This window comes from Pantoea sp. F_5 (genome assembly GCF_008631595.1).
GTDB classification, from domain to species: domain Bacteria; phylum Pseudomonadota; class Gammaproteobacteria; order Enterobacterales; family Enterobacteriaceae; genus Pantoea; species Pantoea gossypiicola.
This window is the reverse complement of record NZ_VWUO01000017.1, coordinates 42,202-67,995: the sequence shown is the minus strand read 5'-3', so window position 1 is coordinate 67,995 and position 25,794 is coordinate 42,202. Positions and strand designations below refer to the sequence as shown.

Genomic DNA, 25,794 nt, shown 5'->3' with positions numbered 1-25,794 from the left:
TCTCAGAATTCAGTGAACCGATTGTAGGGCAAACCCTTTTTAGGATAAAGCCAGCCTCAAAGGTTATTTATCACGCCAGCGATAGAGCCGCGCCAGCCATAACAGCAGCTGATACCACTGCTTAATTCCCCGGGCATTCCGTAGCATGCGCAGGTGCGTCCCGGTCGTGAAAAGATCGGCAATGATCGCCTGACGTGCGCGGGCCTCAGGTTCACGCCTGACACTGTGACAAACGCTCAGCGCTTCATGGGTTACCTGATAGTGAAATGATGGGTAGATTTTCACACGGTCACGATAGCGGGTGTTGAGCTCCTCCAGCAGCCGCGCAATCTTCAGGTAGTGACGCTGATATTCAACGTTACGCTCGCCGGTACGTTTGCGGTTGCTGATTGAAGCGTCGTGCATATAGTAGCGATAGAGCACTGCTTCGGTATAACGCACGCGTTTTGCCAGCAGCATAAACTCGGTGGTCCAGGGAATATCCTGATGATGCAGGCCCGGCTCAAACTGCAACTGATGCTGCTCGATCAGTTCCCGGCGATAGATGCCAAGCCAGACCACATGCATATAACGATGCGTTTTCAGCGCGGTATTGAGCCAGTCGGCACCGCTCAGCACCGGAGTGCTGCGCAGGCGGTCCAGCGGAATCAACGGTTTTACCCGCTGACTGTGTTTAAAGAACCACTCGGCGTTGCACTGTGCGGCATCCAGATTGTCCGCTTCTGCCATCGTCACCAGCGTCTGATACATATCGGGCTGCATGGTGTCATCTGCATCCGGAAAGGTGACATATTTCCCGTGGGCAATCGCCAGACCCGCGTTACGGGCGCGCGACACGCCGCCGTTTTCCTGATGAATCACACGAATATGAGAGTGCTGCTGTGCATACTGGTCAGCGCGCTCACCTGAGCCGTCGGTTGAACCGTCATCGACAATGATGATCTCCAGCGAGGTCAGCGTCTGCGCCAGCAGTGCCTGCATGAACTCATCAAACATGCTGCCCGCATTGAACATCGGCGTAATGATACTCAGCAAAGGAGAAGTACTCATCACGCTATCTGCACCCGCATTGAATTCACTGTGAAAGGGCGTTGCCTCGTCATAAATCATTTCCAAATCAGCAGAGTGGAATCAGGAAGTTCACGATTATAAGGCGGTGTGGCCTTCCTGCTTTACTAAAAACCACGCCCGCCAGTAATAATGCGTTATATGCGCTTTTTTTACGCAAAGTAGGCGGGCAGGTAAACCGATTATTATGCCGATGCTCATTCAGCGTCTTTTTTATAAGAGATCGTAGCAAACCGCAGGCGGGAGAAGTGACGGGAAAGTCAGGCGCTGAAATAACAGCGCCTGCATCAACCTGATAAATCTGAGTGCGCTACTGCTCGCTCTGTTTAAAAAACTTGAGACTGACATACTTCATCATCCAGCTCATGCTTTCGGCATACTGTTTCTGATGCCACTTTATACGGGCGAATCGCTTCATCTCTTTATAATGTCTGGGCGTATCAAGCGGTTGTGAAGCCCAGGGTGACTGATGGTAATAGCGATAGTAGAGCTGTGAAAGATCGCTGCCGGCCCATGCATGCCAGGGTTTGCATTTACCGGTGTAGTGAATCATGACGGTTTCATCTGGTACACCAGAGTGATCCCAGACTTTATTGGCGATGATGTCGTAAATATGGTTATAGCGGTCCGGCAGAATCAGAATCTCATTCTCCAGCACAATATTCAGCGCATCCTGATCGGGAAAACCAAACTCTGCGCCCTGCGTCACCAGCACGTCGGTAATGCGCGCGGTAGTCTGCCTTTCGAGCCAGCGTGGAATATTGATCAGCATAAAGCCGGAATTGAAGTAGTGATGATGCTTCAGCCCCAGCCTTGCGCACTGGTTCTGCCGCGCACGTGGTGTGTCGTTACAGGCCGCCAGCGTGTAATCCGTGATATTCAGGGCGAACAGAGGAGAGTAATCGCCCACCACCAGGGTATCTGCATCAATATAGATCACCCGATCGCTATAGTTCGCTACCGTTTCAGGGATCAGGAAGCGGTAGTGGATGCTTTTAGGATAGCGGCCCACTGCAGGCAACTGATCAACCCAGGCACTGTTAAAAATATGCAACGTAATCGCCAGACGGTGGCCTGTGGCCAGCGAGCGCAATTTTTCTACATCTTCGTCGCGTAGTGAATCTGAGAAAATATGGGCGTGGAAAGCGGTATCAGGATGATGATGGAGAAGTGAAAACAGCGTAATGCCCAGGCCACGCGCATAGGCGTGGTTGATGCCAAACGCAACGTGAACCTGATTATCATCCGTGTCAGCAAGCGTGTTGACCAGCAGCTGACTTTGCTGAACGGCATCAGCAAGAGGGGTAATTGCCATTACGCTTTACTATTCCAGATTATGAGTAATAAACGTTTGTATTCTAGTCAGTTTATCGTGATCCAGCCCGAATAATTTTTCAGCAGGCTGATCAAACTTAAAACGGGTGGCAAAAACGAACGTCGAAGCGTCAATATTATCCGGTCCGATAAATAAGACGTTATTGACCGGACGCTGCTCCCTGACTTCACACGGCCCGTAAAGCATGATCACGGGTATCTGTTGGGCATCCGCAATATACGCATTGCCAGAGTCAGAGGCGATATAGAAATCCATCTGCGAAATGGCCCACGGAACCTCTTCCAGCTTTAGTTCACCAATCAGACTGACAATATTCTCTTTTGGGCCGGTCAGACTCAATAACTCATCCAGCCACGGCTGCTCAGATGGCGGACCAAACACATAAAAGGTGCAGGGCAGGTCAGCCAGTGATGCCATCAGCTGCTGCCAGATGCTGGCAGGAATAGTTTTGGCCCGATTACCGGCAGAAATGCTGATACCTATTTTAATGCCGCTGTGCGGATTACGCAGTGCAGCGGGCGGCACGGGCGGCTCCCAGAGCGGCGAGGTCGCGTGTTTAGGGAAATCGGTGTAGCGATAGTCGCGGTTAATCAGCTTCAGGTAACTGTCGAGCGTCAAATCTGTCTTAGTGTGATCAACAATGCCGCTGGCGCTGCGATAGAACGTCTTATGGTAAGACTTACGCACATAGGTGCGCAGAAACTGCTTATTCGGTGCGTTGCATAACGCGGCAAAGAACAGGTTTACGCTGTTAGGCTGCACCAGATAGACGTTGTCATAGCGGTTCATCAGGGTGAACGCGAGCTTCAGTTTGGCAAAAAAGCTGCGCTTTGCGTCTTCAATCAGAAAATAGCGGCTGACCGTGTCATCATGACGTACCAGCGGCTCCACTGCTTTGCTGATCAGCAGCTCAGACTGACCCAGGGCGCGCAGCATGGGTGTAATATTGATAAAATCACCAATCTTCGCCGTCTGGATGATTAAGCTGCGTCCGGTTGGCCGGTAAAATAGCCGCATTATGGCCCGGAAAGGCAGAAGCAGCAGATAGATCAGCACATAGTTCATGGCGTATTTTCCGTAATAACGGCCCGCAGTTTTTCTGCCACCGTGTCAGCAGTCAGCTCCGCCAGATTATGATTCGGGGCGCTCAGTGCCTGTTGGTTCTGCCCGTAACCGCCAATCAAACCAGGATCGGTCGGGCCATACAGCGTGAGGTTGGGACGATCCAGCGCCGCCGTCAGGTGACTTAATCCGGTATCTACCGAGACCACCGCCCGTGCGCCCGCCAGCTGTTGGGCTATCGCCTCCAGCGTGAGCTTAGGCAGCACCTCAACATGCTCAAAGCCCTCTGCAAGCCGCAGTGCGCGTTGATGCTCGTGTTCAGCACCCCAGGGCAGCTTCACCCGCAGCCCGCCGGGCTTCATCTGCTCGATCAGCTGTCGCCAGTGGGATTCCGGCCAGTGCTTGTTGTCACGCGTCGTGGCATGCAGAAAGACCAGGTAATGATGTGCGTCAGCGGGCAGATGATGCAGAAAGTGTCCGGCAATCGCGTAGTCACCCTGGTTTTGCGGCTTTTCATAGCCCAGGCTTTTAGCGAACAGTTCGCGCGTCCGCTCAACCGCATGTTGTTGCTTACTGACTTCATGGCGGACGTCATACCACCAGCTGGCAAACGGCTCACGCGCGCTGCGGCTGTCCTGACCGTGCTTTAACCCTTTCGATAAGCGGGTAACCAGCGCGGCACTTTTGATCAGTCCCTGCGCATCAATGACGACATCGTACTCACGCGACTGTAACGCGCGCTTAAACAGCACACGCTCTTCACGCTGCTGACTGCCAAACCAGTGTTTGCGCCAGCGGCGGATTGCAACCGGTAACACCTTATCGACCGCAGGATGCCAGCCAGGGATCTGCGCGAAGTTCTCTTCCACCACCCAGTCGAAACGGATGCCGGGGATAGCATGCATCGCATCGGTCAGTGCCGGCAGTGAATGCAGCACATCGCCCATTGAAGAGGTTTTAACAATCAGGACGTGCATGGCACCTCCTGTGGTGCGAGCAGTTCGCTCAGCGTCTGATGTACGCGCTCAGGCTGAATGTCGATCAGGCTCTGGTGATAGCCCTGGTCGGCATCGCCTTTACGCACTTTGTGATAGCCGGTAATCAGGCGAATAATACGCGCCTGTTTTGCAAGCGGCGGCGTAAAGTCAGGGCTACTCGGCCCATAGAGCGCCACCAGCGGACGGTCCAGCGCCGCAGCGATATGCATCAGGCCGGAGTCGTTGCTGACCACGGCGCGGCATTGCGCCAGCAGAATCACTGCCTGTTCCAGTTGGGTTTCACCGGCCAGATTACGGCAGTGGCCGCGTGCATCCTCTGGCAGAGCAGCGATAATCTCGTCGCCGGTCGGACGATCTTTGGCGGAGCCAAACAGCACAATCTGGAAGCCGTCAGCAATCAGCTGACGGGCCAGCGTGGCATAGTGATAGTGCGGCCAGCGCTTGGCGGGCCCAAATTCAGCGCCCGGACAAAAACCGATGATCGGACGAGTCGCTGCGAGCTGAAACTGTGCGGCGGTTTCAATCTTTTCCTGCTCTTCAACCTGCAATTTTGGCCACAACAGCGGCTGTGGCAGCTGCGCCGCCGAGGTAACAGGGGTGTCATAGCCCAGCGCAACGTAGCGCTCAACCATGAGTGGAAACGCGGCTTTATCCAGCACCCGTAAATCGTTCAGCAGGCCATAGCGCATTTCACCTCGCCAGCCGACGCGGCGTTTTATTCCGGCAAAGAAGGGAACCAGCGCCGACTTAAAGGAGTTAGGCAGCACATAAGCACGGTCGTAGTGACTGGCGCGCAGTACTTTTCCCAACCGGCGACGCTCACCAATCTCCAGTGCGCCATGCCCGAGCGGCATCGCCAGCGCCTGATTCACCTCCGGCATGCGTGACAGTAATGGGCGGCACCACGCGGGTGCCATCACATCAATCACTGCATCCGGATGTTCGGCCTTGAGTGTGCGATAGAGACTTTGCGACATCATCATATCGCCGACCCACGACGGGCCGATTACCAGAATTTTCATCGCCGGAGCAGCTTCCTTTATGCGTTGCGGTTCAGCCAGACCATATATTCAGCGACACCCTGCGCCACCGTTTTAAATGGCTTGTCGTAACCGGCAGCACGCAGTTTAGTGAGATCGGCCTGGGTATAGGCCTGATAGCGTCCTTTGAGTTTTTCCGGGAACGGGATGTACTCGATCTGACCTTTCTGATGGAATTTCAGAACCGCATCAGCCACTTCCTGGAACGATTCGGCGCGGCCTGTGCCGCAGTTGTAGATCCCGGAGACGCCGTTTTCCCAGCACCACAGGTTCACTGCTGCCACATCATCAACGTGGATGAAATCGCGCTTAAAGCCGTCACTGCCTTCAAACAGTTTTGGATTTTCATCGTTGCTAATCTGGGTGTTCAGATGAAACGCCACGCTTGCCATGCTGCCTTTGTGGCCTTCACGTGGCCCATAGACGTTGAAGTAGCGGAAGCCACACACTGGCGAGTTCGCTTCCGGCAGCATCTGACGCACGTAGTGGTCGAACAGCATTTTGGAGTAGCCATACACATTCAGCGGCTGCTCATACTGGCGCTCTTCGATGAAATTCTCGTTGCGTCCGCCGTAGGTCGCAGCTGAAGAGGCGTAAAGGAACGGGATCTCGCGCTCCAGGCAGTAGTGCAGCAGCTCTTTGGAGTACTGATAGTTGTTCTCCATCATGTACTTGCCATCCCACTCGGTCGTGGAGGAGCAGGCACCCTGATGGAATACCGCTTCAATCGGGCCTAAATCGTCGCCCGCGATCACGCTCATCAGAAACTCTTCTTTGTCCATATAATCGACGATATCCAGGTCGACTAAATTGGCAAACTTAGTGCCATCCTTCAGATTATCCACCACCAGAATGTCGGTGTGAACGCGATCGTTCAGCGCTTTGACGATGTTGCTGCCAATCATTCCTGCGCCGCCAGTTACGATAATCATGTTGTTACCTTCAACGTTGTGGGGTGAAACAGGAGGTTTCACACACGAATACCTCACATCATAACATTTCATCAGAGTGCAGACAGCCAGATGACTCTGTAACGCGTTGTGCGTACATCGTCGCGGCGTGAACTATGCTGCAAAAATGACATTCTGTTGGGCGATTTATCGTGAAGAAGCGGCCTGTTCAGTAAGATATGCCAGATTTTTGCCATCTGAGGAGAGCAATGATGCCTGCGCAATTTTATCAACAACTTCGTCAGCAACTTGATGATGCACGTCAGGAAGGACTGTTTAAACAGGAGCGGATCATTACCTCTGCCCAGCAGACGGAGATCGCGGTTGGCAGCGAGCCGGCAGTGATTAACTTCTGCGCCAATAACTACCTGGGTTTAGCGAACCATCCGGCGCTGATTCAGGCGGCGAAAGAGGGGATGGATTCGCATGGTTTCGGCATGGCGTCGGTGCGCTTTATCTGCGGCACGCAGGACAGCCATAAACAGCTGGAAAAGCGGCTGGCTGAGTTTCTCGGCATGGAGGATGCCATTCTCTACTCCTCCTGTTTCGATGCGAACGGCGGCCTGTTTGAAACCCTGCTCGATGCGCAGGATGCCGTTATCTCGGATGCGCTGAATCATGCCTCAATTATCGACGGCGTTCGGCTGTGCAAAGCGCAGCGTTATCGCTATGGCAATAACGATATGGCGCAGCTGCGTGCCTGTTTACAGGAAGCGCGCAATAAAGGTGCCCGTCATATTCTGATTGCCACCGATGGTGTCTTCTCAATGGATGGGGTGATTGCGAATCTGTCAGCCATTTGCGATCTGGCTGATGAGTTCTCCGCGCTGGTGATGGTGGATGATTCCCATGCGGTGGGCTTTGTCGGGAACACCGGACGCGGCACCCATGAATATTGTGACGTCATGGGCCGGGTAGACATCATTACAGGCACGCTGGGTAAAGCGCTTGGCGGCGCATCAGGTGGCTATACCGCAGCAAAAGCCGAGGTCGTGGAGTGGTTACGCCAGCGTTCCCGTCCCTATCTGTTCTCTAACTCGCTGGCTCCGGCCATTGTGGCCGCCTCGCTGCGGGTGCTGGATCTGCTCAGTGAAGGCGACGGACTGCGTCAGCGTCTGTGGGACAACGCCCGTTATTTCCGCGAGCAGATGACGGCGGCGGGCTTTACGCTGGCCGGGGCCGATCACGCCATTATCCCGGTGATGCTGGGAGAAGCCAGCGTCGCCCAGGAGTTTGCCCGCCGACTGCAACTGGAAGGCATCTATGTGACTGGCTTCTTCTATCCGGTGGTGCCAAAAGGTCAGGCACGCATTCGCACCCAGATCTCTGCGGCGCACACCCAGCAACAGCTGGAACGTGCGGTGGCGGCCTTTACCCGCATCGGCAAACAACTGGGCGTCATCGCCTGAGGAGTCCGTCATGAAAGCACTCGCCAAGCTGAAGAAGGAAGCGGGCATCTGGATGGTGACCGATGCCCCGGTTCCAGAGCCGGGGCATAACGATCTGCTGATTAAGATTCGTAAAACCGCCATCTGCGGCACCGATGTCCATATCTACAACTGGGATGACTGGTCGCGCAAAACCATTCCGGTGCCGATGATTGTCGGGCATGAGTATGTGGGTGAGGTGGTGGCGATTGGACAGGAAGTGAAAGGCTTTACGATTGGAGACCGGGTTTCGGGCGAAGGGCATATTACCTGTGGACACTGCCGCAACTGCCGCGCCGGACGCACCCATTTATGCCGCAACACGATGGGCGTGGGCGTTAACCGTCAGGGCTGTTTTGCGGAGTATCTGGTCATCCCCGCCTTTAATGCATTTAAAATTCCCGACAACATTTCCGATGAACTGGCGGCAATCTTTGATCCGTTCGGCAATGCGGTGCACACCGCACTCTCGTTCGATCTGGTCGGCGAGGATGTACTGATCTCCGGCGCGGGTCCTATCGGCATCATGGCCGCCGCGGTCTGTCGGCATGTCGGTGCACGCAACGTGGTGATTACTGACATCAATGAGTATCGACTGGCACTGGCGCGGAAAATGGGCGTCACGCGCGCGGTCAATGTGGCGAATGAAGACCTGCGGGAAGTGATGCATTCGCTGGGTATGACGGAAGGATTTGATGTCGGGCTGGAGATGTCGGGCGCACCTCCTGCCTTCCGTTCATTGCTGGAGGTGATGAATCACGGTGGGCGTATCGCACTGCTGGGTATCCCGCCGGGTGAAATGGCAATTGACTGGAACCAGGTAATCTTTAAGGGGCTTTTCATCAAAGGCATCTATGGCCGTGAGATGTTTGAAACCTGGTACAAAATGGCGGCGCTGATTCAGTCCGGCCTCGATTTAACGCCAGTGATTACCCATCGCTTTGGCATTGACGATTTCCAGCAGGGCTTCGATGAGATGCGTTCAGGACGATCGGGGAAAGTGATACTGAGCTGGGATTAAAGCAACGGCCGCCGATGTGGCGGCCGCCTGATTAGCTTTGCTTCTTCTCTTCGTCGGTCAGGTAGCGCACTTTGCGCGTGTAATCCTGACCTTTAAAGTTCAGCGGCTGCTGCGGGTCGGCCAGGTATTTTTGCCATTCCGACAGCGGAAAGCCGCCATGCGCCCCAACCACATCCGGCGGGATGACTGCCGACTGACCGCCAATTTTTTTTGAGACCGGCCAGTTAGCCCATTCCCCCAGATTGACAGTTTTAATATCCAGCATGTCGAGCAACACCGCGAGCGGCAGCTGGTCAGTAGGCGGCTGGCTGTCGTTCATTAAATTCCAGGTATCATTAAACAGCGTCAGCCAAAGCGGCGAAATGCGCTGCCAGACTTCACGGGTGGCAGCCAGGTAAGCGCCATTTACGTGGTCTGCCAGATAAGGCCGGATACTATGCGGATAGTAGGCGGGGATCGCCGCTTCCGGCGCACCGTCCAGCTTGGCAATCATTTTCCCCTGACGGAAGCTGGAATAGAGATGGCCGGGTTTCATCATAATCTGCGGCATCTTAAGCAGATTGAGGTCGGAATCGATCATCAGAATACCGTCGCCTTCTGCCTGCAAAGGTGCCTGCAACTTGATCAAACGACTGCGATAGATTTGCTTATAGCGATAATTTTCTTCCCGATGCGGAACATCCAGCGTCACCACGCGGGTTTTAGCCGGCAGGCTGCCAAAGGCGTGCGCTGGCTGATCGCTGACAATCACGACCTCTTTTGTCTCCGTCGCGAAACGCGCCGCAAAATCGGCACTGAGCAGGGCTTCTTCAATATAGTCCGCGCCCGTGCAGGGGATCACGACAGACGTGACCGGCACAGTGCCCTGAACCTCTTTTTGCGAATAAGGCAGGTTATGGCGCGCTCTGATATGGCGGTAACGGGGATTTAAAAAATTAAGCATGAGGTTTCTTTTTGGCGACGCTTTGCAGAATATTCTCGACGCCGCTGATATAGGTTTCAATGGCGTACTGTTCACGTACGCGTTTCGCTGCCGCATTGGTCAGGCGTTGACGCAATTCCGTATCCTGCCACAGTGCGGTCAGGTGCTGTGTCAGTTGTACCACGTTGCCATAATCAAACAGCAGCCCGGTTTCGTCATGACTGATCAATTCGGCAGTGCCGACCACACGGGATCCCACAACGGCGGTATTCACCAGCATCGCCTCCAGCACAACCCGGGGTAAACCTTCACTGCGTGAGGCCAGAATAAACGCATCAAAAGCCGTGAGGTAATCGAGAGCATTATTCTGAAAGCCCGTAAAAACCACGTGCTGCTGGATGTGCTCTGCTGTAGCAAGCTGCAGCAGATGCTGAAGTTCCGGACCCGCGCCGACAATCACCATCCGCCAGTCTGCATCGGGATTGGCGCGTTTAAAACGGCCCAGCGCCTGCAGGATATGGTGATTAGATTTGCGCAATATCAGGGAGCCGATAGTGCCAAATACAAAGGTCGAAGGAGAGAGTTTAAAACGCTGGCGGACTTCAAGGCGGTCAGGCAGAGTCTGGTGAACGTCGATAGCATTGCTGACGGTAAAACAGCGTTCCGCATCGATACCATGGCGTCGCAGGGTGTTATTGACGCCCTGAGAAACGGCAATCACAGCCTGACAATCCTGATTCACCATGCTGACCAGCCGCGGTTCAAGAACCGGATCGATACGGCAGTGTTGAACCACCGCAACATCGAGGCTGCGTGCGGCCAGATAACCTTCCACATTGGTGCTGGGCTGGTTATTCATATAGAGCGTGTCGAAGTTACCCAACTGCAGCAGTGAATTGATTTTGCTGGCATTGGGCATAATTCGCCAGCGCGTATCAATCTCATCAATAGCGCGCTTCTTGAGCTGTTTATTGAAAAACAGCAGCGCGCGCACGGCTTCTTTAACAAATTTTGCCCAGCGTGGCTGTTTGATTTGCGGAATAAAAAAGACCGGAATGGCCAGCGCATTCAACGTGGCCTCAATCGTTTCGTCGTTGCCACGGCTGTAGTTATGGTAGAAGCAGCAGGTGATATCAAATTTTTGACGATCGATACGCTTCAGCAGCTCCAGCATACTGTTGGTGCCGCCGCCCCACTCTCTGCCGTTATCCAGCAGCAGGATTTTTTGTTTATTTATCGTCATCCCTATCACTGTTTCCGCACAGCCGTTATCGCCCGACCCAGGATTATAGTAATTTCTGCGTATAAATGAACGCTAAGACGGAGACTTAGCATTCATAGCAAATCAGAACAGATTTTTTAGCGTGGTAAACAGTGGGCTGTGATTCACACTTTCAGCGATGACCCCTAAGGCTCGGGTCGCCGGCACCGGTGCCAGCGGTTGCTTCGCTTTACACTGGCCGGCAGGCTGGAAACGTGGTGGTACCGGTTTTGCCGGAGCCTCAGGTGTCCGTGAGCCGCTGCGGAGTGATTCATTCAGCAGCTGGCTGGGCCGAACCAGCGTAATGTCGGCTGGCAGTGTGGGTAACATCTGCTGCAGCACCCGTACGGTAGTCGGGTGAGGGTGACCAATCGCAATCGCATAACCGTCGCGCTGTGCCAGTTTCACTGCCCGGCTGAACTGCTGACGAATGGCGTTAATATCCTGGCTGTCATCAAGGAATACCCGACGTTTTAACACTTTGACCTGGGTACCCTGCGCGGCAGGTATCGCCTGACTGTTGGCGATGGTCATGCTATCCAGAAAGTAGAGGTTATAGTGATTCAGCGCCTGCATTACCTTCTGCATACCAGAAAGGCTCGAGGTCATCCTGCTGCCCATGTGGTTGTTCAGGCCGACTGCGTAAGGCACGTTGCTGACCGCATTGCGCATAATGCGGGTGATCTCTTCGCTGCTCATCTCCGGGGTCAGCGTATCTTTTTCCAGTGGCTGTTTGCTGAGTGGCGCCATCGGCAGATGGATCAATACTTCGTGTCCACCCAGATGTGCTTTAGTCGCCATTTCACGGGCATGGGGCGCGTTGGGCAAGACCGCCACTGAAATAGCCTGCGGCATCTGCAGGACTTTGTTCTCTTCGGCAGGGCGATAGCCGACATCATCGATGACAATAGCCAGTTTGCCCGCCTGTGCAGCGTAGCTGAACAGTAAGGCGCTCAACAGAATGGAAATTTTTCGACGTTGCAGCAAAACTTATTTTCCTAACCACGGGAGTGGATTGACGGCCTGTCCCTGACGTCGGATTTCAAAATAGAGCGACGGGGTACCGCGGCCACCACTGGTGCCCACCAGTGCGATAGGCTGTCCTGCCTTCACCTGCGTACCCACGCTCACCAGCGCGCTTTGGTTGTAGCCATACAGGCTCATATCACCTTTGCCGTGCTCCAGCACAACCACCAGTCCGTAGCCCTGCAACCAGTCGGCCATCAGCACACGACCATCCGCGATAGCTTTCACCTCGGTACCTTCCCGCGCATCAATCACCAGTCCTTTCCAGCGCAGTTCACCCTGCAGCTGTTCACCAAAGCGATGTTCAATACGTCCGCGCACCGGCCACAACGCCTGTCCGCCCGCGCGCCCCAGTCCACCCGTGCGGGCTACCAGTTCACGTTCGCTCTGGGTTGGCTGATAACTGGAGCCTTTGGCTTTCGCCTGCGCCTGACGCTGACGCACTTTTTCCGCCTCACGGGCTTCACGTGCTGCCCGCTCACGCGCCTCGCGTTCCGCGCGAGCGATCTTATCCTGCAGACGGCTTTCGTTCTGACGCATCTCGACCAGATCGGCCTGATCTTTTTCCAGCGCGCTTTCCAGTGACGTCAGGGTCTTTTTACGCGCTTCGCTCGCCTGTTGCAGCTTCTGCTGCTGGCCCTGCTGCTGTGCTAATAACTCTTTCTGCTGCTGTTGCTTCTGCTCCAGCGAGGCACGTTGCTGATCCAAATCCTCACGAGTCTTTTGCAGCGATTCGATACTTTTCTGGCGGGCAGCGTTCAGGTAGCCGAAATAGGCCAGAATACGCTCACTGCGCTGGCTCTCTTCACCGCCCATCAACAGCTGTACGCCGCTGTGCTGACCCTGACGAAATGCCGCATCAAGTTGCTCAGAAAGCAGGCTTTCCTGCTGAGTTTGCTGTTTTTCAAGGCGGGCGATGGAGGCAGCGAGCTGCCTGATTTCGTCATTCAGAGCGGTGAGGCTATTGCGGGTGTCACGCAACTGACGGCTCGCCAGCGCGATGACTTTCTCCTGGCTCTGCAACTGATCCAGCAGTTTGCTGCGCTGCAGTTTCTGCGCTTTAACGCTTTTCTCTTTTGCCGCAATGTTTTGCTGAATGGATTGCAGCTGAGATTTACTGTCCTCTGCGCTGTGAGCAGCGGCAGGCAACAACAGGGCTCCCGCACAAAGCAGACTAAGGGAGAGGCTGGACAGGTGTGTGAACAACGGCAGGTTATCGCCGTTGGGACGGGTCCTTGTATGCGAAACGGTTGTTTTTCCCTTCATAGGCCAATGATTATTCCACGATGAACCGCCGCTTACCAGTGCTGCCAGCGGGCATTTGCTTTTCCAGTTATGTCCACTTTCGCCATGACATGGATTAACCCTTACGCCATTTTTGCCTTTCAGCCACTTTTTTTGGAAAATGGAGCACAAATCGATACTCTGGCCGCATAGCATCTGTACATGCGAAGTGGCGCAGGTATACTCAGAACCCTTGTTTTAGCTTATTAGCCCGGTCTGGAGTCGTTACCACTCATGCAAGAAATTATGCAGTTTGCAAGCAATCACCCCATCCTGAGTCTGGCATGGGTCGTTTTACTCGTTATGGTGATTGTGACTACCGTTAAAGGAATGTTCTCTAAGGTAAAAACGATCAGCCGCGGTGAAGCCACCCGCCTGATTAACAAAGAGGACGCGGTAGTAGTAGACGTGCGTTCGCGCGACGATTTCCGCAGGGGGCATATTTCAGGTGCGCTGAATGTGGCAGCCGCTGAGATTAAAAAAGGCAACCTCGACGAACTGGCAAAGCATAAAGCGCAGCCCATAATTGTGGTGTGTGCAACCGGACAAAGCGCAGGCGATTCTGCTGCACATCTCAGCGCGGCAGGCTTTGAGCAGGTTTCAGTGCTGAAAGAGGGCATCAGTGGCTGGAGCGGCGAAAATCTGCCGTTAGTTCGCGGTAAATAATCTTACAAAGGTGCTGATCATGGCAAATGTTGAAATGTATACCAAGGCCACCTGTCCTTACTGCCATCGTGCGAAGGCGCTGTTAACGCAAAAAGGCGTTTCGTTTCAGGAAATCCCTATCGATGGTGATATGGCGAAGCGCGAAGAGATGATCAAGCGTAGCGGTCGTACCACCGTGCCTCAGATTTTTATTGATGCGCAGCACATTGGCGGCTGCGATGACTTATTCGCACTCGATAATCGCGAAGGTTTAGATCCCTTACTGCAGGCGTAATTTTACGCCGGACAACCTCATATATAGGATTTGGTCACATGTCAGAACACAACACCAACGAAATGCAGTTCCAGATTCAGCGCGTATTCACTAAAGATATCTCTTTTGAAGCGCCAAATGCCCCGCAGGTTTTCCAGAAAGAGTGGGAACCGGACGTTAAGCTGGACCTGGACACTGCATCTTCTCAGCTGGCTGACGAAGTTTACGAAGTGGTACTTCGTGTGACTGTAACCGCAAATGTGGGCGAAGAAACCGCTTTCCTGTGTGAAGTTCAACAGGCCGGTATTTTCACCATCAGCGGTATCGAAGGAACGCAGATGGCACATTGCCTGGGGGCATACTGCCCGAACATTCTGTTCCCATACGCACGCGAATGCATTACCAGCCTGGTATCACGTGGTACCTTCCCGCAGCTGAACCTGGCACCGGTTAACTTTGATGCGCTGTTCATGAACTACCTGCAGCAGCAACAAGGTGAAGAAGGTGCTGAACCACATCAGGATGCCTGATGACAACTCACGCTTCGATTAGCGTCATCGGTGCCGGTTCTTACGGCACCGCTTTGGCGATTACGCTGGCCCGTAACGGCCACCCGGTGCTGTTGTGGGGACATAACCCGGCGCATCTGGCGCAACTTCAGACTGACCGCTGCAACACTGCTTTCCTGCCCGATGTTTCGTTCCCCGACAATCTCTCCCTTGAGCCTGATCTGACCAAAACCATTGCCGCCAGCCGCGATTTATTAATCGTGGTGCCGAGTCATGTGTTTGGCGATGTGCTGCAGCAGATTAAACCTCATCTGCGTCCAGACTCGCGTATTGTCTGGGCGACCAAAGGACTGGAAAAAGAGACGGGGCGTCTGCTGCAGGACGTGGCACGTGAAATTGTGGGCGATGCTATTCCGCTGGCCGTGATCTCCGGGCCGACCTTTGCGAAAGAGCTGGCGGCAGGATTACCCACAGCCATCGCACTGGCCGCTACAGATGCGCAGTTTGCGGACGACCTGCAGCAGAAGCTGCACTGCGGTAAAAGCTTCCGCGTTTATAACAATCCTGATTTCATCGGCGTACAGCTGGGCGGCGCGGTAAAAAACGTCATCGCTATTGGTGCCGGGATGTCCGACGGAATTGGTTTTGGCGCGAATGCGCGTACTGCATTGATCACCCGCGGTCTGGCTGAAATGAGCCGGCTGGGCGCAGCGCTGGGTGCCGATCCCACCACCTTTATGGGTATGGCCGGTCTGGGCGATCTGGTGCTGACCTGTACCGATAATCAGTCGCGAAATCGTCGTTTTGGCATGATGCTGGGCCAGGGCGAGGATGTAGATAGCGCACAACGCATTATCGGACAAGTTGTAGAAGGCTACAGAAATACCAAAGAAGTCAAAGCATTGGCTGCACGTTTTGGTGTTGAAATGCCGATCACTGAGCAGATTTATCAGGTGTTGTATTGCGAAAAACCGGCGAGAGATGCAGCATTGAGCCTGCTGGGACGAACAAGGAAGGACGAAAACAGCATCAGCTAACGCAGGACGCGTAGCATCATCACCTGCAGCGCCCAATCAGGCGCTTTTTTTATCGGGAGAAAACAGCAATGTCGTCTGATGAGTTAGAACTGGTCTGGAATAATATCAAAGCAGAAGCGCGCGCCCTGGCTGATTGTGAGCCGATGCTGGCCAGTTTCTTCCACGCGACATTGCTCAAGCATGAAAATCTCGGTAGCGCACTGAGTTATATGCTGGCCAACAAGCTGGCTAACCCGATTATGCCCGCTATCGCCATTCGTGAAATCGTTGAAGAAGCCTACCGTGAAGATCCATCGATGATTATGTCTGCGGCTTACGATATTCAGGCGGTGCGCCAGCGCGACCCGGCAGTGGACAAATACTCTACGCCGCTGCTCTATCTCAAAGGATTTCATGCGCTTCAGGCCTACCGCATTGGTCACTGGCTGTGGAATGAAGGCCGGCGTGCGCTGGCGGTTTATCTGCAGAATGAAATCTCTGTCTCCTTTGCCGTCGACATTCATCCCGCCGCGAATATAGGCCATGGCATCATGCTCGACCATGCTACAGGCATTGTGATTGGTGAAACCGCCGTGGTTGAGAATGATGTCTCTATCCTGCAGTCGGTGACGCTGGGCGGTACCGGCAAAACCAGCGGCGACCGTCATCCGAAAATCCGTGAAGGGGTGATGATTGGTGCCGGTGCGAAAGTGCTGGGGAATATTGAAGTCGGCAGGGGAGCAAAAATCGGCGCGGGCTCTGTGGTGTTACAGCCTGTGCCACCACACACCACGGCAGCAGGCGTACCCGCGCGTATCGTCGGCAAGCCAGGCAGTGAAAAGCCGTCAATGGATATGGATCAGCACTTCAATGGCAGCCTGGCCGGTTTTCAGTTTGGCGACGGCATCTAGTCTTTAATCAGTGCGCCCGCGTAATCAAGCTGGCGCCACGCTTCATAGACCACTACTGAGACGGCATTCGATAAATTCATGCTGCGGCTTTCCGCTCTCATTGGGATGCGGATTTTCTGCTGCGCGGGTAACGCCGCCAGGATCTCAGCGGGCAGTCCACGGCTCTCAGGTCCAAACAGCAGATAATCACCCGCCTGATACGCGACGGCACTGTGTGCGGGCGTACCTTTGGTCGTCAGCGCAAACAGACGTTCAGGCGACTCCGTGGCGATAAATGCCTGATAGTCAGCATGGAATTTTATGGACGTGAATTCGTGGTAATCCAGCCCGGCGCGACGTAAACGCTTGTCATCCCAGGCGAAGCCGAGCGGCTGAATCAGATGAAGCTGGAAGCCCGTATTGGCGCACAGGCGAATGATATTGCCGGTATTTGGCGGAATTTCTGGTTCAAACAAGACAATGTTAAGCATAAGGCCCCCGATGACAGGGGCCGAAGCATAGCAAATTATTGACGACCGGAGGAGTAGAGCGGCAACCAGAGGGTCAGACGCAGGCCGCCCAGTGGACTGTCATCGGCTTTAACCCAGCCGCGATGCTGCTGCACTGCCGTTTCAACAATGGCCAGGCCAAGTCCCGTGCCGCCTGATTCGCGATCGCGCGCTTCATCGGTACGGTAGAAGGGCCGGAAAATCTGCTCACGGTCTTCCGGACTCACGCCAGGACCATCATCATCAACATGTACCGTGATACCGGAAATATCGACGGAGAAGCTGACGCTGATGTGCGTGTGTGAATAGCGCAGCGCATTGCGGACGATATTTTCCAGCGCACTCTCCAGCGCATGAGGGTTGCCGTAGAGCGGCCATGGACCGGGCGGGTAGGGGATATCCATCTTCTTACCCATCTGCTCAGCCTCAAAACGGGCATCTTCCAGCACCCCATTCCACAACTGATTCGCCTTCATCGCTTCGCTGACCAGCGCATTTTTATGCTGGGTGCGCGACAGCACCAGCAGATCGTTGATCATGCCATCGAGACGCTGTGCTTCCATCTCAATGCGGCCCAGCTCTTTACCTTCGCCCTGACGCCGGCGCAGCAGCGCGGTAGCCAGTTGCAGGCGGGTAAGCGGGGTGCGGAGTTCATGGCTGATATCCGATAGCAGACGTTGCTGACCGGTCATCATTCGCTCCAGCGCACTCACCATCTGGTTAAAGCTGGAACCCGCTGCCAGAAACTCCTGTGGGCCTGACTCCAGTTCCGGATGCTGGCGCAGGTTTCCGCTTGCGACTTCATCGGCGGCATATTTCAGCTTACGCGCCGGCCGTGCCAGACTCCAGGCGAGCCACAGCAGCAGCGGTGAGCTGATGAGCATGGTGACAATAAGCAACAGCAACGGACGGTCAAACAGCAGATTAACGAAATCGAGCTGGGAACTGTTGGCGGGACGGATCATGTAAAGCTGGTAGTTATCTTCGCCATCCCGTACGGCGAAAGGCCCTACCAGCTCAACTCGACCATATTTCTTTTTCTGCGGATGATCGGCGTTATCAGACTGGCCGATAAAGTTGCGAATAACCTGCATTTCGTTATGTTGCGCCCCAATCACCCGACCTTCACTGGTCACTAACAGCAGCCGCTGACCCGGCGGTGCCCACTTTTCTACGGCACGAAACAGACGACGCCACCACATCAGATCATTAGGGGGATCCTGTGACAGCTCTGCTTCGACATGTTGCTCAATCATGATGCCCTGCCGCTGTTCACTCTCCAGCAGCGAGGTCATCTGTCGTGAATCGAGCTTGGGCACCATCAGCACCAGCATCAACACCAGTGCCAGCGTTAACCAGAAGATGGCGAAGATACGGGTGGTCAGACTTCCAATCATGATGCCGAAACCATCAGGTAGCCGCGGCCACGTAAGGTTTTAAACCACGGATGACCGTCACGGCGCTCAGGCAGCTTGCGACGCAGATTCGAGATATGCATATCGATGGCGCGGTCAAACGGCGTCAGACGCTTGCCCAGCACTTCCTGACTTAAATGTTCACGCGATACGACCTGGCCCAGATGCTGCGCCAGCAGATAAAGCAGGGTGAACTCTGTGCCGGTGAGATCCAGCGTGACATCATCAAAACTCGCCTCCTGGCGACCAGGATTGAGCCGCAGGCAGTCCACTTCCAGTGTGGGCGAGCTGTTGTCGTGTTGCTGCTGCTGTTCACTCCAGTTTGAGCGACGCAGAATCGCGCGGATACGCGCCACCAGTTCACGATCGTTAAACGGTTTAGGCAGATAGTCATCTGCGCCGAGTTCGAGTCCCAGTACGCGATCCAGCTCGCTGCCGCGTGCCGTTAGCATGATGACGGGGGTTTGATGTTGCTGACGCAGTTCTTTCAGAGTGTCGATACCGTTTTTCTTCGGCATCATGACATCCAGTAAAAGCAAATCAATAGAGTTATCGAGCAGGTTCAGCGCTTGTTCACCATCGCTGGCTACCAACACTTCAAACCCTTCCATTTCTAACAGTTCTTTTAAAAGCGAAGTTAATTCGCGGTCGTCATCTACCAACAGGATTTTATTCATTTTTGTAGCCCTCCGCAGGCAAAATACCGTGTTCCTGGCGCACCTATCTATCGCTTTACGTAGTTTTACACCCCCTGACGGATGTTTGCAGCTGTCGCCGTACACTGGCTCTCGTTGAATCGCAAAACGGAACGAACTGGAGTACACGATGCGCAAATTAACCGCCGTCGTCCTTGCCTCAGCGATGGCTCTGAGCGTCGCCAGCGCAGGTGCTAAAGATGCGACGACGATTGACGAGATGCATCATGGCGGATTGCCGACAGGCAGTATGACGCAAAATCCGCAAAGCCACATGTTCGATGGTATCGAGCTGACTGAAGAACAGCGTCAGCAGATGCGGGACCTGATGCAACAGGCCCGACATGAGCGCCCGGTCGTTCATATTGACGATATCGCAGCACTACACGACCTGGTGACTGCAGACCAGTTTAACGAAGCGGCCATCCGCGCAAAGGCGGAAGTCATCGCCAGAGTTCAGGTTGAACAGCAGGTTGAGATGGCGCGCGTACAGAATCAAATGTTTCAACTGCTAACGCCGGACCAGCAGGCCACGTTGCAGAAGAATTACCAGCGGCGACTTAATGAGCTGCGACAGTTTTCGAATCTGCAGTCAGCGTCATCGCTGCAGGCAGTGAGTAGTACCAGCAGTAACCAGTAACATAGTATCCCTGTTTTCCTTGCCATAGACACATCCCTGTCTTCCCCCACCATGATGGTGGGGGTTTTTTTTATCTTTTTTTCGCTTTTTTTAATTTGACCGGAATCATCACCACGCAACAAAACCCCCATTTTATTAGCGCTTGTTTAACGTTTGTTTGTCAGGCTCGATGATTATTGACTATTCAGGCTATTGCGTAATTTTAAACGTACCGGTAAGCATCGCAAGGCTATTTAAATAATTTAAGCCACTGAAAATAATAGACTTACAGCCTTCTCATAGAGGCTTTTATCTTTACTTTCAATGCGTTGCTTTTCCCGCGTTACGCTTGCCGGTTCAGGCGCACCCTCTACACTTAATTCTGTCACTGCAGGGAAGTTAAGTGTCTTTGCGAAGTCTCAGGGAGCAACAACCACATTATGTAGTCCTGAATGAATCTATTAACGGAGTAAGTTATGGCAGAGCATCGTGGTGGTTCAGGTAATTTCGCAGATAATCCGCAAAAAGCGTCTGAAGCCGGTAAGAAAGGCGGCCAGAGCAGCGGCGGCGGAAATTTTAAAAACGATCGTGAAAAAGCATCAGAAGCAGGGAAAAAGGGCGGCAAAAAGTAATCGCCGCTTTTTTCTCAGCACAGACCAGCATCTGACTGTGGTCTGACGCTGATGTGTATGACACTTTGCCCCGTCCTCTCCGAGGTCGGGGCTTGTTTTTTATGCCTGTCGCGCTTCGCCAAAAGAGACTGAACCGTTGGATGACCCGCTAAGCACTGCCCGCCTCCTGGTGTTAAACTTTAGCCATTCTTTCATTTGAGTACGCATCATCGCTGATGCTGCATAGGGAATCTGGCATGCAACCCTCTTATGGCCGACTGGTAAAGCGTGCTGCGCTGGCCGCCACCATACTTGCGTCTTTGCTGTTAATCGTGAAAATTTTTGCCTGGTGGCATACCGGTTCGGTGAGTTTGCTGGCTTCCCTGGTGGACTCGCTGGTGGATATTGCCGCATCGCTGACCAATCTGCTGGTGGTGCGATATGCGCTGCAACCGGCTGACGAAGATCATACTTTCGGGCACGGCAAAGCGGAGTCGCTGGCAGCACTGGCGCAAAGTATGTTTATCTCCGGCTCAGCGCTGTTTCTGTTTCTGACCGGCCTCCAGCATCTTGCTTCGCCCGGTGAGATGCGGGCACCCGGCATCGGCATTGTGGTGACCGTTGTGGCACTGAGCGCAACGCTGGTGCTGGTCGCCTTTCAGCGCTGGGTGGTGCGTAAAACCCGCAGCCAGGCGATTCGGGCTGACATGCTGCACTATCAGTCGGACGTCATCATGAATGGTGCCATTCTGATCGCGCTGCTCCTGAGCAGCTATGGCTTTGTCCGGGCAGATGCCCTGTTCGCGCTGGGGATTGGCATTTTCATTCTCTACAGTGCATTACGTATGGGCTATGAGGCGGTGCAGTCATTGCTGGATCGCGCGCTGCCGGAAGAGGAGCGGCAGCAGATTCTGACGCTGGCGACAAACTGGCCACAGGTGCAGGGCGTCCACGATCTGCGAACCCGCCAGTCCGGCCCGACTAAATTTATTCAGCTCCATCTGGAACTGGAAGACCAGTTACCACTGGTGCAGGCGCACCGGGTAGCCGATCAGGTTGAGAAGGCGTTACGCAAAGAATTTCCTGGGTCAGACGTAATTATCCATCAGGATCCCTGTTCTGTGGTACCGTTCGAGAGAGAAGATTCTTTAGGTTTTTAACGTAAATGAATCAAATCGATACGAAAGGAATGACGTAACGCTAACATTGCTGCAAAAAATAGTGAAAAGTTGTCTGACCTGAATCAATTCAGCAGCAAGCCTTTGATATACTATCTGCCATCACATGTCGCGCTAATCGTAAAATGATCTTCAGCAGCGATCGACAGGCAGGATTAACCCTTAGTTTTGAACAATCCAGAGGTTGTCATGATCAAAAAAATTGGTGTATTGACCAGCGGCGGTGACGCCCCAGGCATGAACGCAGCTATTCGTGGAGTGGTACGTTCCGCGCTGAGTGAAGGACTGGAAGTTTTTGGGATCTATGACGGTTATCTGGGATTGTACGAAGATCGCATGATCAATCTGGATCGCTACAGCGTCTCCGACATGATTAACCGTGGCGGCACGTTCCTGGGCTCAGCGCGCTTCCCTGAGTTCCGTAATGAAGATGTGCGTCAGGTTGCCATTGAGAACATGAAAAAGCGCGGTATTGATGCGCTGGTTGTGATTGGTGGGGACGGCTCTTACATGGGTGCTAAGCGCCTGACTGAAATGGGATTCCCCTGCATTGGTCTGCCAGGCACCATCGATAACGACGTGGCCGGAACGGATTACACCATCGGTTATTTCACTGCGCTGGAAACTGTCGTTGAAGCGATTGACCGCCTGCGTGACACCTCTTCTTCGCATCAGCGTATTTCGATTGTTGAAGTGATGGGCCGCTACTGTGGCGATCTGACCCTGGCGGCGGCGATTGCCGGTGGCTGCGAGTTCATCGTCCTGCCAGAGTTCCCGTATACCCGCGAAGAGCTGGTAGCGGAAATCAAAGCGGGCATCGCCAAAGGTAAAAAGCACGCTATCGTGGCGATTACCGAGCACATCTGCGATATCGACGATCTGGCGCGTTTCATTGAAACAGAAACCAAACGTGAAACCCGTTCGACCGTTCTGGGCCATATTCAGCGTGGCGGTGCACCTTGTGCGTATGACCGTATCCTGGCGTCACGCATGGGCGCTTACTCCATCGAACTGCTGATGCAGGGTTACGGTGGCCGTTGCGTCGGCATTCAGAACGAGAAGATGGTGCATCACGACATTATCGATGCGATTGAAAACATGAAGCGTCCGTTTAAACGTGACTGGCTCGACACCGCGAAAAAACTCTATTAATTCCCCTGCGGGGTGTGCTGCACAGCATGCCCCGGCATTTCCCTTCTATATTCCCCTCGGTTATAACAGCTTATTTTTAATTCTTTTAGCTCTGTAATGGTTTATGTCACGCTTAGCCCATAACGACATTGGGAGAGTGCGTAATGAACAAGTGGAGTATTGGCGTTACCCTGTTGCTGGCCTCAACCAGCGTCCTGGCGAAAGACATTCAGCTGTTAAACGTTTCCTACGATCCAACGCGTGAACTGTACGAACAGTACAACAAAGCGTTTAGTGCGCACTACAAACAGGAAACCGGCGACAATGTCGTGGTCCGCCAGTCGCATGGCGGTTCCGGCAAGCAGGCGACCTCCGTGATTAACGGCATCCGGGCGGATGTGGTCACACTGGCGTTGCAATCCGATGTTGATGCCATTGCCGAACGTGGTCGTATTGATAAGAACTGGATCAAACGTCTGCCGGATAACTCTGCGCCTTACACCTCCACCATTGTCTTCCTGGTCCGTAAAGATAATCCCAAGGGCATCCATGACTGGAGTGACCTGACGAAGCCAGGCGTATCTGTGATTACCCCTAACCCGAAAACGTCCGGAGGCGCTCGCTGGAACTATCTGGCGGCCTGGGGCTGGGCGCTGGATCATAACAATGGCGATCAGGCCAAAGCGCTGGCATACGTCAGAGCACTGTTTAAAAACGTTGAAGTGCAGGATTCCGGTGCGCGTGGCGCAACCAACACCTTCGTTGAACGCGGGATTGGTGATGTGCTGATCGCCTGGGAAAACGAAGCCTATCTGGCGGTGAACAAGCTGGGCAAAGACAAGTTCGAGATTGTCACCCCAAGCGAATCGATTCTGGCTGAACCGACCGTGTCAGTGGTTGATAAAGTGGTGGATGAAAAGGACACGCGTAAAGTCGCTGACGCTTATCTGAAATATCTCTACTCACCAGAAGGCCAGACCATCGCTGCACAAAACTACTATCGTCCGCGTGATGCTGAAATCGCGAAGAAGTTTGCCAGCACCTTTGCGCCGGTGAAGCTGTTTACCATTCAGGACAAGTTTGGTGGCTGGGCGCAGGCTCAGAAAGCCCACTTTGCCGATGGCGGCAGCTATGACCAGGTTATGAAACCGTAAGGCATAACGGTCAGCGCGCTCTGCGCTGACCGTTTATCCGCCACCCTCACGTCTCTCTCTTCTCTGCCCAGCGGCTGGGTTATCTGCCCGAATTCCCCGTGACATTCCATTCTCGCCAGGCGAGGATGCAGTCTGCTCATCCACTCAGGAAGCGTTGTTATGCCGACAAATCGTCGTGCAACCCGCCTGGTTGCCGTTCTGCTTGCGCTGGTTGTTGTAGGGATGCTGGCCACTGCATTGCATTTCAAAAAGAACAGTGATGCACTCTGGCAGATCGTCAGCGAGAAATGCCTGCCTCATCAGAAAAGCAGCGGAGACCCTGCGCCCTGTCAGCGTGTTGATCAGCAGCATCACTATGCCATGCTGAAAGATATGAACGGGCCGTTGCAGTATCTGCTGATCCCGCTCGACAAAATCCCCGGTATCGAAAGCCCGCGGTTACTGCAACCCGCGACGCCTGACTACTTTGCCCTTGCGTGGCATGAACGAACCCTGCTTGCACAGCGACGCGGCTCACCCATTGATGATCGGGTCCTGTCACTGGCTATCAATTCACAATATGGCCGCACACAGAATCAGCTTCATATTCATCTCTCCTGTCTGCGAGCCGATGTGCGTCAAAAACTGGATCAGCTGACGCCGCAGCTTAGTGGTCAGTGGCAGGACATCACGCTGCGTAAGCACCGTTACTGGCTGCGAGCCCTGACGACCGATGAGCTGACCCAGCAGAGTGCATTTATCCGACTGGCCGAAGAACGGCCTGAGGCACGCACAGAGATGGGGAAATATGGGCTGGCACTAGCTGAATTAAGCGATGGGCGACTGGTCTTGATGGCAATTGAGCGGAACTGGTTGCTGCTGAACAGTGGTTCGGCCGAGGAGTTGCAGGATCACGCCTGTCAGCTGATAGCGCCCATAAAAAAGGCGGCTTAAGCGCCGCCTTTGCTCTTTTCGTTAATACTCAGGCGCTTTTTGCAGCAGCCGCAGCTTTAACGATTACTGCGAAAGCATCTGCTTTCAGTGATGCACCGCCAACCAGCGCACCATCGATGTCAGGCTGGGTGAACAGTTCAGCTGCATTCTTGTCGTTAACCGAGCCACCATACTGAATGATGACCTGTTCTGCGATAGCTGCATCTTTCTTCGCGATATGAGCACGGATGAATTTGTGCACGGCCTGAGCCTGAGCAGGGGTCGCAGATTTGCCGGTCCCGATGGCCCAGACGGGCTCATACGCGATGACCGCATCTTTAAATGCTTCAGCGCCCTGAGTTTCCAGAACGGCATCCAGCTGACGCGCGCAGACTTCTTCGGTTTTACCCGCTTCGTTTTCTGCTTCGGTTTCACCAATGCACAGCACCGGGACCAGACCCACTGACTTCAGTACCGCGTATTTCTTCGCGATAAACTCGTCGCTCTCTTTGTGGTAAGTGCGGCGTTCTGAGTGACCGATAATGATATATTTCGCGCCGATATCTTTCAGCATTTCAGCGGAAACTTCACCGGTAAACGCACCAGACAGGTTAACGTCTACGTTCTGCGCACCCAGGGCGATGTGGCTACCGGAGATGGCGTGTTTTGCCTGCTCAAGATAGAGCGCTGGCGGCGCAATGGCGACGCCACAACCGTCAACGCCAGAGAGTTCCTTGCGCAGACCGGCGATCAGTTCAGCCGTGATCTGCTTGCTGCCATTCAACTTCCAGTTACCCATAACCAGTGGATGTCGCATTCTATCCTCCGCATAACGCGATAC

At 53.9% G+C, this 25,794-nt stretch carries 27 protein-coding genes; 13 read left to right on the top strand and 14 right to left on the bottom strand.

Going from position 1 to position 25,794, the window contains the following annotated elements; all coding sequences use genetic code 11:
* Nucleotides 1-63: 63 nt before the first annotated feature.
* The 6 genes from F3I44_RS19150 to rfaD all read right to left on the bottom strand — a co-directional run bounded on the left by F3I44_RS19150 (nt 64) and on the right by rfaD (nt 6,436).
* Nucleotides 64-1,110 carry a glycosyltransferase gene (locus F3I44_RS19150; protein WP_150013942.1) on the bottom strand — a complete coding sequence of 349 codons (1,047 nt, stop codon included), beginning with the start codon at nt 1,108-1,110 and terminating at the stop codon, nt 64-66.
* A gap of 268 nt (nt 1,111-1,378) precedes the next feature.
* Nucleotides 1,379-2,383 carry a glycosyltransferase family 8 protein gene (locus F3I44_RS19145; protein WP_150013945.1) on the bottom strand — a complete coding sequence of 335 codons (1,005 nt, stop codon included), beginning with the start codon at nt 2,381-2,383 and terminating at the stop codon, nt 1,379-1,381.
* Between the two features lie 9 nt (nt 2,384-2,392).
* Entirely contained in the window at nt 2,393-3,469 is a 1,077-nt protein-coding gene (locus F3I44_RS19140; RefSeq protein WP_150013948.1) for a glycosyltransferase family 9 protein, read from the bottom strand.
* Nucleotides 3,466-4,443: a lipopolysaccharide heptosyltransferase RfaC gene (gene rfaC / locus F3I44_RS19135; RefSeq protein WP_150013951.1), complete on the bottom strand. Its 978-nt coding sequence runs from the start codon at nt 4,441-4,443 to the stop codon at nt 3,466-3,468. Before rfaC ends, F3I44_RS19140 begins: the two co-directional genes overlap by 4 nt.
* On the bottom strand, nt 4,431-5,486 hold the full coding sequence (gene rfaF / locus F3I44_RS19130) for an ADP-heptose--LPS heptosyltransferase RfaF (RefSeq protein ID WP_150013954.1): 1,056 nt from the start codon (nt 5,484-5,486) through the stop codon (nt 4,431-4,433). The genes rfaC and rfaF overlap by 13 nt, the downstream gene beginning before the upstream one ends.
* A gap of 17 nt (nt 5,487-5,503) precedes the next feature.
* Nucleotides 5,504-6,436 (bottom strand): ADP-glyceromanno-heptose 6-epimerase, encoded by a 933-nt coding sequence (gene rfaD / locus F3I44_RS19125; RefSeq protein ID WP_150013957.1) that lies wholly within the window; start codon nt 6,434-6,436, stop codon nt 5,504-5,506.
* 230 nt (nt 6,437-6,666) lie between these two features.
* Here rfaD and F3I44_RS19120 point away from each other — a divergent pair, with 230 nt between their 5' ends.
* Both F3I44_RS19120 and tdh read left to right on the top strand, forming a co-directional pair.
* Nucleotides 6,667-7,863 (top strand): glycine C-acetyltransferase, encoded by a 1,197-nt coding sequence (locus tag F3I44_RS19120; protein WP_150014054.1) that lies wholly within the window; start codon nt 6,667-6,669, stop codon nt 7,861-7,863.
* Between the two features lie 10 nt (nt 7,864-7,873).
* On the top strand, nt 7,874-8,902 hold the full coding sequence (gene tdh, locus F3I44_RS19115) for an L-threonine 3-dehydrogenase (RefSeq protein ID WP_150013960.1): 1,029 nt from the start codon (nt 7,874-7,876) through the stop codon (nt 8,900-8,902).
* A 31-nt stretch (nt 8,903-8,933) separates the two neighbouring features.
* Here tdh and F3I44_RS19110 read toward each other — a convergent pair whose 3' ends face one another.
* The 4 genes from F3I44_RS19110 to envC form a co-directional block, all read right to left on the bottom strand.
* Entirely contained in the window at nt 8,934-9,845 is a 912-nt protein-coding gene (locus tag F3I44_RS19110) for a hypothetical protein (RefSeq protein WP_150013963.1), read from the bottom strand.
* Nucleotides 9,838-11,067, bottom strand: coding sequence for a glycosyltransferase (locus tag F3I44_RS19105; RefSeq protein ID WP_150013966.1), 1,230 nt, complete (start codon nt 11,065-11,067; stop codon nt 9,838-9,840). Before F3I44_RS19105 ends, F3I44_RS19110 begins: the two co-directional genes overlap by 8 nt.
* Nucleotides 11,068-11,169: 102 nt before the next feature.
* Nucleotides 11,170-12,072 (bottom strand): divergent polysaccharide deacetylase family protein, encoded by a 903-nt coding sequence (locus tag F3I44_RS19100; RefSeq protein WP_150013969.1) that lies wholly within the window; start codon nt 12,070-12,072, stop codon nt 11,170-11,172.
* A 3-nt stretch (nt 12,073-12,075) separates the two neighbouring features.
* Nucleotides 12,076-13,377 (bottom strand): murein hydrolase activator EnvC, encoded by a 1,302-nt coding sequence (gene envC / locus F3I44_RS19095; RefSeq protein WP_150019516.1) that lies wholly within the window; start codon nt 13,375-13,377, stop codon nt 12,076-12,078.
* A gap of 252 nt (nt 13,378-13,629) precedes the next feature.
* Here envC and F3I44_RS19090 point away from each other — a divergent pair, with 252 nt between their 5' ends.
* The 5 genes from F3I44_RS19090 (at nt 13,630) to cysE (ending at nt 16,750) form a co-directional block, all read left to right on the top strand.
* Nucleotides 13,630-14,061 (top strand): rhodanese-like domain-containing protein, encoded by a 432-nt coding sequence (locus tag F3I44_RS19090; protein ID WP_013359488.1) that lies wholly within the window; start codon nt 13,630-13,632, stop codon nt 14,059-14,061.
* A gap of 19 nt (nt 14,062-14,080) precedes the next feature.
* Nucleotides 14,081-14,335, top strand: a complete 255-nt coding sequence (gene grxC / locus F3I44_RS19085) for a glutaredoxin 3 (protein WP_008926942.1) — start codon at nt 14,081-14,083, stop codon at nt 14,333-14,335.
* Between the two features lie 38 nt (nt 14,336-14,373).
* The gene (secB, locus tag F3I44_RS19080; RefSeq protein ID WP_150013975.1) at nt 14,374-14,844 is read left to right on the top strand and encodes a protein-export chaperone SecB; all 471 of its coding nucleotides are present in this window, start codon (nt 14,374-14,376) and stop codon (nt 14,842-14,844) included.
* Nucleotides 14,844-15,860, top strand: coding sequence for an NAD(P)H-dependent glycerol-3-phosphate dehydrogenase (gpsA, locus tag F3I44_RS19075; RefSeq protein WP_190285966.1), 1,017 nt, complete (start codon nt 14,844-14,846; stop codon nt 15,858-15,860). Before secB ends, gpsA begins: the two co-directional genes overlap by 1 nt.
* A 68-nt stretch (nt 15,861-15,928) precedes the next feature.
* Nucleotides 15,929-16,750, top strand: coding sequence for a serine O-acetyltransferase (gene cysE / locus F3I44_RS19070; protein WP_090967199.1), 822 nt, complete (start codon nt 15,929-15,931; stop codon nt 16,748-16,750).
* On the opposite strand, the gene trmL is transcribed toward cysE, so the two are convergent.
* The 3 genes from trmL to cpxR are packed head-to-tail and all read right to left on the bottom strand — an operon-like array spanning nt 16,747 to nt 19,330.
* Entirely contained in the window at nt 16,747-17,220 is a 474-nt protein-coding gene (gene trmL / locus F3I44_RS19065) for a tRNA (uridine(34)/cytosine(34)/5-carboxymethylaminomethyluridine(34)-2'-O)-methyltransferase TrmL (RefSeq protein WP_150013981.1), read from the bottom strand. The genes cysE and trmL overlap by 4 nt on opposite strands.
* A gap of 35 nt (nt 17,221-17,255) precedes the next feature.
* Complete coding sequence (cpxA, locus tag F3I44_RS19060) at nt 17,256-18,635, bottom strand: envelope stress sensor histidine kinase CpxA (protein ID WP_003851276.1); 1,380 nt, start codon at nt 18,633-18,635, stop codon at nt 17,256-17,258.
* Entirely contained in the window at nt 18,632-19,330 is a 699-nt protein-coding gene (gene cpxR, locus F3I44_RS19055; protein WP_150013984.1) for an envelope stress response regulator transcription factor CpxR, read from the bottom strand. Before cpxR ends, cpxA begins: the two co-directional genes overlap by 4 nt.
* 148 nt (nt 19,331-19,478) lie before the next feature.
* On the opposite strand from cpxR, the gene cpxP reads away from it, so the two are divergent.
* The 6 genes from cpxP (at nt 19,479) to F3I44_RS19025 (ending at nt 24,974) form a co-directional block, all read left to right on the top strand.
* On the top strand, nt 19,479-19,988 hold the full coding sequence (gene cpxP, locus F3I44_RS19050; RefSeq protein ID WP_150013988.1) for a cell-envelope stress modulator CpxP: 510 nt from the start codon (nt 19,479-19,481) through the stop codon (nt 19,986-19,988).
* A 455-nt stretch (nt 19,989-20,443) separates the two neighbouring features.
* Nucleotides 20,444-20,599, top strand: coding sequence for a general stress protein (locus F3I44_RS19045; protein ID WP_010258211.1), 156 nt, complete (start codon nt 20,444-20,446; stop codon nt 20,597-20,599).
* A 236-nt stretch (nt 20,600-20,835) separates the two neighbouring features.
* Nucleotides 20,836-21,738 carry a CDF family cation-efflux transporter FieF gene (gene fieF / locus F3I44_RS19040; RefSeq protein ID WP_150013990.1) on the top strand — a complete coding sequence of 301 codons (903 nt, stop codon included), beginning with the start codon at nt 20,836-20,838 and terminating at the stop codon, nt 21,736-21,738.
* A gap of 207 nt (nt 21,739-21,945) precedes the next feature.
* The gene (gene pfkA, locus F3I44_RS19035; protein ID WP_150013993.1) at nt 21,946-22,908 is read left to right on the top strand and encodes a 6-phosphofructokinase; all 963 of its coding nucleotides are present in this window, start codon (nt 21,946-21,948) and stop codon (nt 22,906-22,908) included.
* Nucleotides 22,909-23,051: 143 nt separating this feature from the next.
* Nucleotides 23,052-24,041 (top strand): sulfate ABC transporter substrate-binding protein, encoded by a 990-nt coding sequence (locus F3I44_RS19030; RefSeq protein ID WP_150013996.1) that lies wholly within the window; start codon nt 23,052-23,054, stop codon nt 24,039-24,041.
* Between the two features lie 159 nt (nt 24,042-24,200).
* Nucleotides 24,201-24,974 carry a CDP-diacylglycerol diphosphatase gene (locus F3I44_RS19025; protein ID WP_150013998.1) on the top strand — a complete coding sequence of 258 codons (774 nt, stop codon included), beginning with the start codon at nt 24,201-24,203 and terminating at the stop codon, nt 24,972-24,974.
* A 28-nt stretch (nt 24,975-25,002) separates the two neighbouring features.
* On the opposite strand, the gene tpiA is transcribed toward F3I44_RS19025, so the two are convergent.
* Complete coding sequence (gene tpiA, locus F3I44_RS19020) at nt 25,003-25,770, bottom strand: triose-phosphate isomerase (RefSeq protein ID WP_150014000.1); 768 nt, start codon at nt 25,768-25,770, stop codon at nt 25,003-25,005.
* Nucleotides 25,771-25,794: the final 24 nt, after the last annotated feature.

Excerpts from the sequence above, each read along its gene's own strand:
- tdh (WP_150013960.1), top strand. The coding sequence starts at position 7,874 with ATGAAAGCACTCGCCAAGCTGAAGAAGGAAGCGGGCATCTGGATGGTG.
- F3I44_RS19140 (WP_150013948.1), bottom strand. The coding sequence starts at position 3,469 with ATGAACTATGTGCTGATCTATCTGCTGCTTCTGCCTTTCCGGGCCATA.
- F3I44_RS19090 (WP_013359488.1), top strand. The coding sequence starts at position 13,630 with ATGCAAGAAATTATGCAGTTTGCAAGCAATCACCCCATCCTGAGTCTG.
- F3I44_RS19150 (WP_150013942.1), bottom strand. The coding sequence starts at position 1,110 with ATGATTTATGACGAGGCAACGCCCTTTCACAGTGAATTCAATGCGGGT.
- cpxA (WP_003851276.1), bottom strand. The coding sequence starts at position 18,635 with ATGATTGGAAGTCTGACCACCCGTATCTTCGCCATCTTCTGGTTAACG.
- grxC (WP_008926942.1), top strand. The coding sequence starts at position 14,081 with ATGGCAAATGTTGAAATGTATACCAAGGCCACCTGTCCTTACTGCCAT.
- gpsA (WP_190285966.1), top strand. The coding sequence starts at position 14,844 with ATGACAACTCACGCTTCGATTAGCGTCATCGGTGCCGGTTCTTACGGC.
- F3I44_RS19025 (WP_150013998.1), top strand. The coding sequence starts at position 24,201 with ATGCCGACAAATCGTCGTGCAACCCGCCTGGTTGCCGTTCTGCTTGCG.
- rfaF (WP_150013954.1), bottom strand. The coding sequence starts at position 5,486 with ATGAAAATTCTGGTAATCGGCCCGTCGTGGGTCGGCGATATGATGATG.
- tpiA (WP_150014000.1), bottom strand. The coding sequence starts at position 25,770 with ATGCGACATCCACTGGTTATGGGTAACTGGAAGTTGAATGGCAGCAAG.
- F3I44_RS19105 (WP_150013966.1), bottom strand. The coding sequence starts at position 11,067 with ATGACGATAAATAAACAAAAAATCCTGCTGCTGGATAACGGCAGAGAG.
- pfkA (WP_150013993.1), top strand. The coding sequence starts at position 21,946 with ATGATCAAAAAAATTGGTGTATTGACCAGCGGCGGTGACGCCCCAGGC.
- F3I44_RS19110 (WP_150013963.1), bottom strand. The coding sequence starts at position 9,845 with ATGCTTAATTTTTTAAATCCCCGTTACCGCCATATCAGAGCGCGCCAT.
- F3I44_RS19045 (WP_010258211.1), top strand. The coding sequence starts at position 20,444 with ATGGCAGAGCATCGTGGTGGTTCAGGTAATTTCGCAGATAATCCGCAA.
- fieF (WP_150013990.1), top strand. The coding sequence starts at position 20,836 with ATGCAACCCTCTTATGGCCGACTGGTAAAGCGTGCTGCGCTGGCCGCC.
- secB (WP_150013975.1), top strand. The coding sequence starts at position 14,374 with ATGTCAGAACACAACACCAACGAAATGCAGTTCCAGATTCAGCGCGTA.
- trmL (WP_150013981.1), bottom strand. The coding sequence starts at position 17,220 with ATGCTTAACATTGTCTTGTTTGAACCAGAAATTCCGCCAAATACCGGC.
- F3I44_RS19030 (WP_150013996.1), top strand. The coding sequence starts at position 23,052 with ATGAACAAGTGGAGTATTGGCGTTACCCTGTTGCTGGCCTCAACCAGC.
- cysE (WP_090967199.1), top strand. The coding sequence starts at position 15,929 with ATGTCGTCTGATGAGTTAGAACTGGTCTGGAATAATATCAAAGCAGAA.
- F3I44_RS19145 (WP_150013945.1), bottom strand. The coding sequence starts at position 2,383 with ATGGCAATTACCCCTCTTGCTGATGCCGTTCAGCAAAGTCAGCTGCTG.
- cpxP (WP_150013988.1), top strand. The coding sequence starts at position 19,479 with ATGCGCAAATTAACCGCCGTCGTCCTTGCCTCAGCGATGGCTCTGAGC.
- F3I44_RS19120 (WP_150014054.1), top strand. The coding sequence starts at position 6,667 with ATGCCTGCGCAATTTTATCAACAACTTCGTCAGCAACTTGATGATGCA.
- envC (WP_150019516.1), bottom strand. The coding sequence starts at position 13,377 with ATGAAGGGAAAAACAACCGTTTCGCATACAAGGACCCGTCCCAACGGC.
- rfaD (WP_150013957.1), bottom strand. The coding sequence starts at position 6,436 with ATGATTATCGTAACTGGCGGCGCAGGAATGATTGGCAGCAACATCGTC.
- rfaC (WP_150013951.1), bottom strand. The coding sequence starts at position 4,443 with ATGCACGTCCTGATTGTTAAAACCTCTTCAATGGGCGATGTGCTGCAT.
- cpxR (WP_150013984.1), bottom strand. The coding sequence starts at position 19,330 with ATGAATAAAATCCTGTTGGTAGATGACGACCGCGAATTAACTTCGCTT.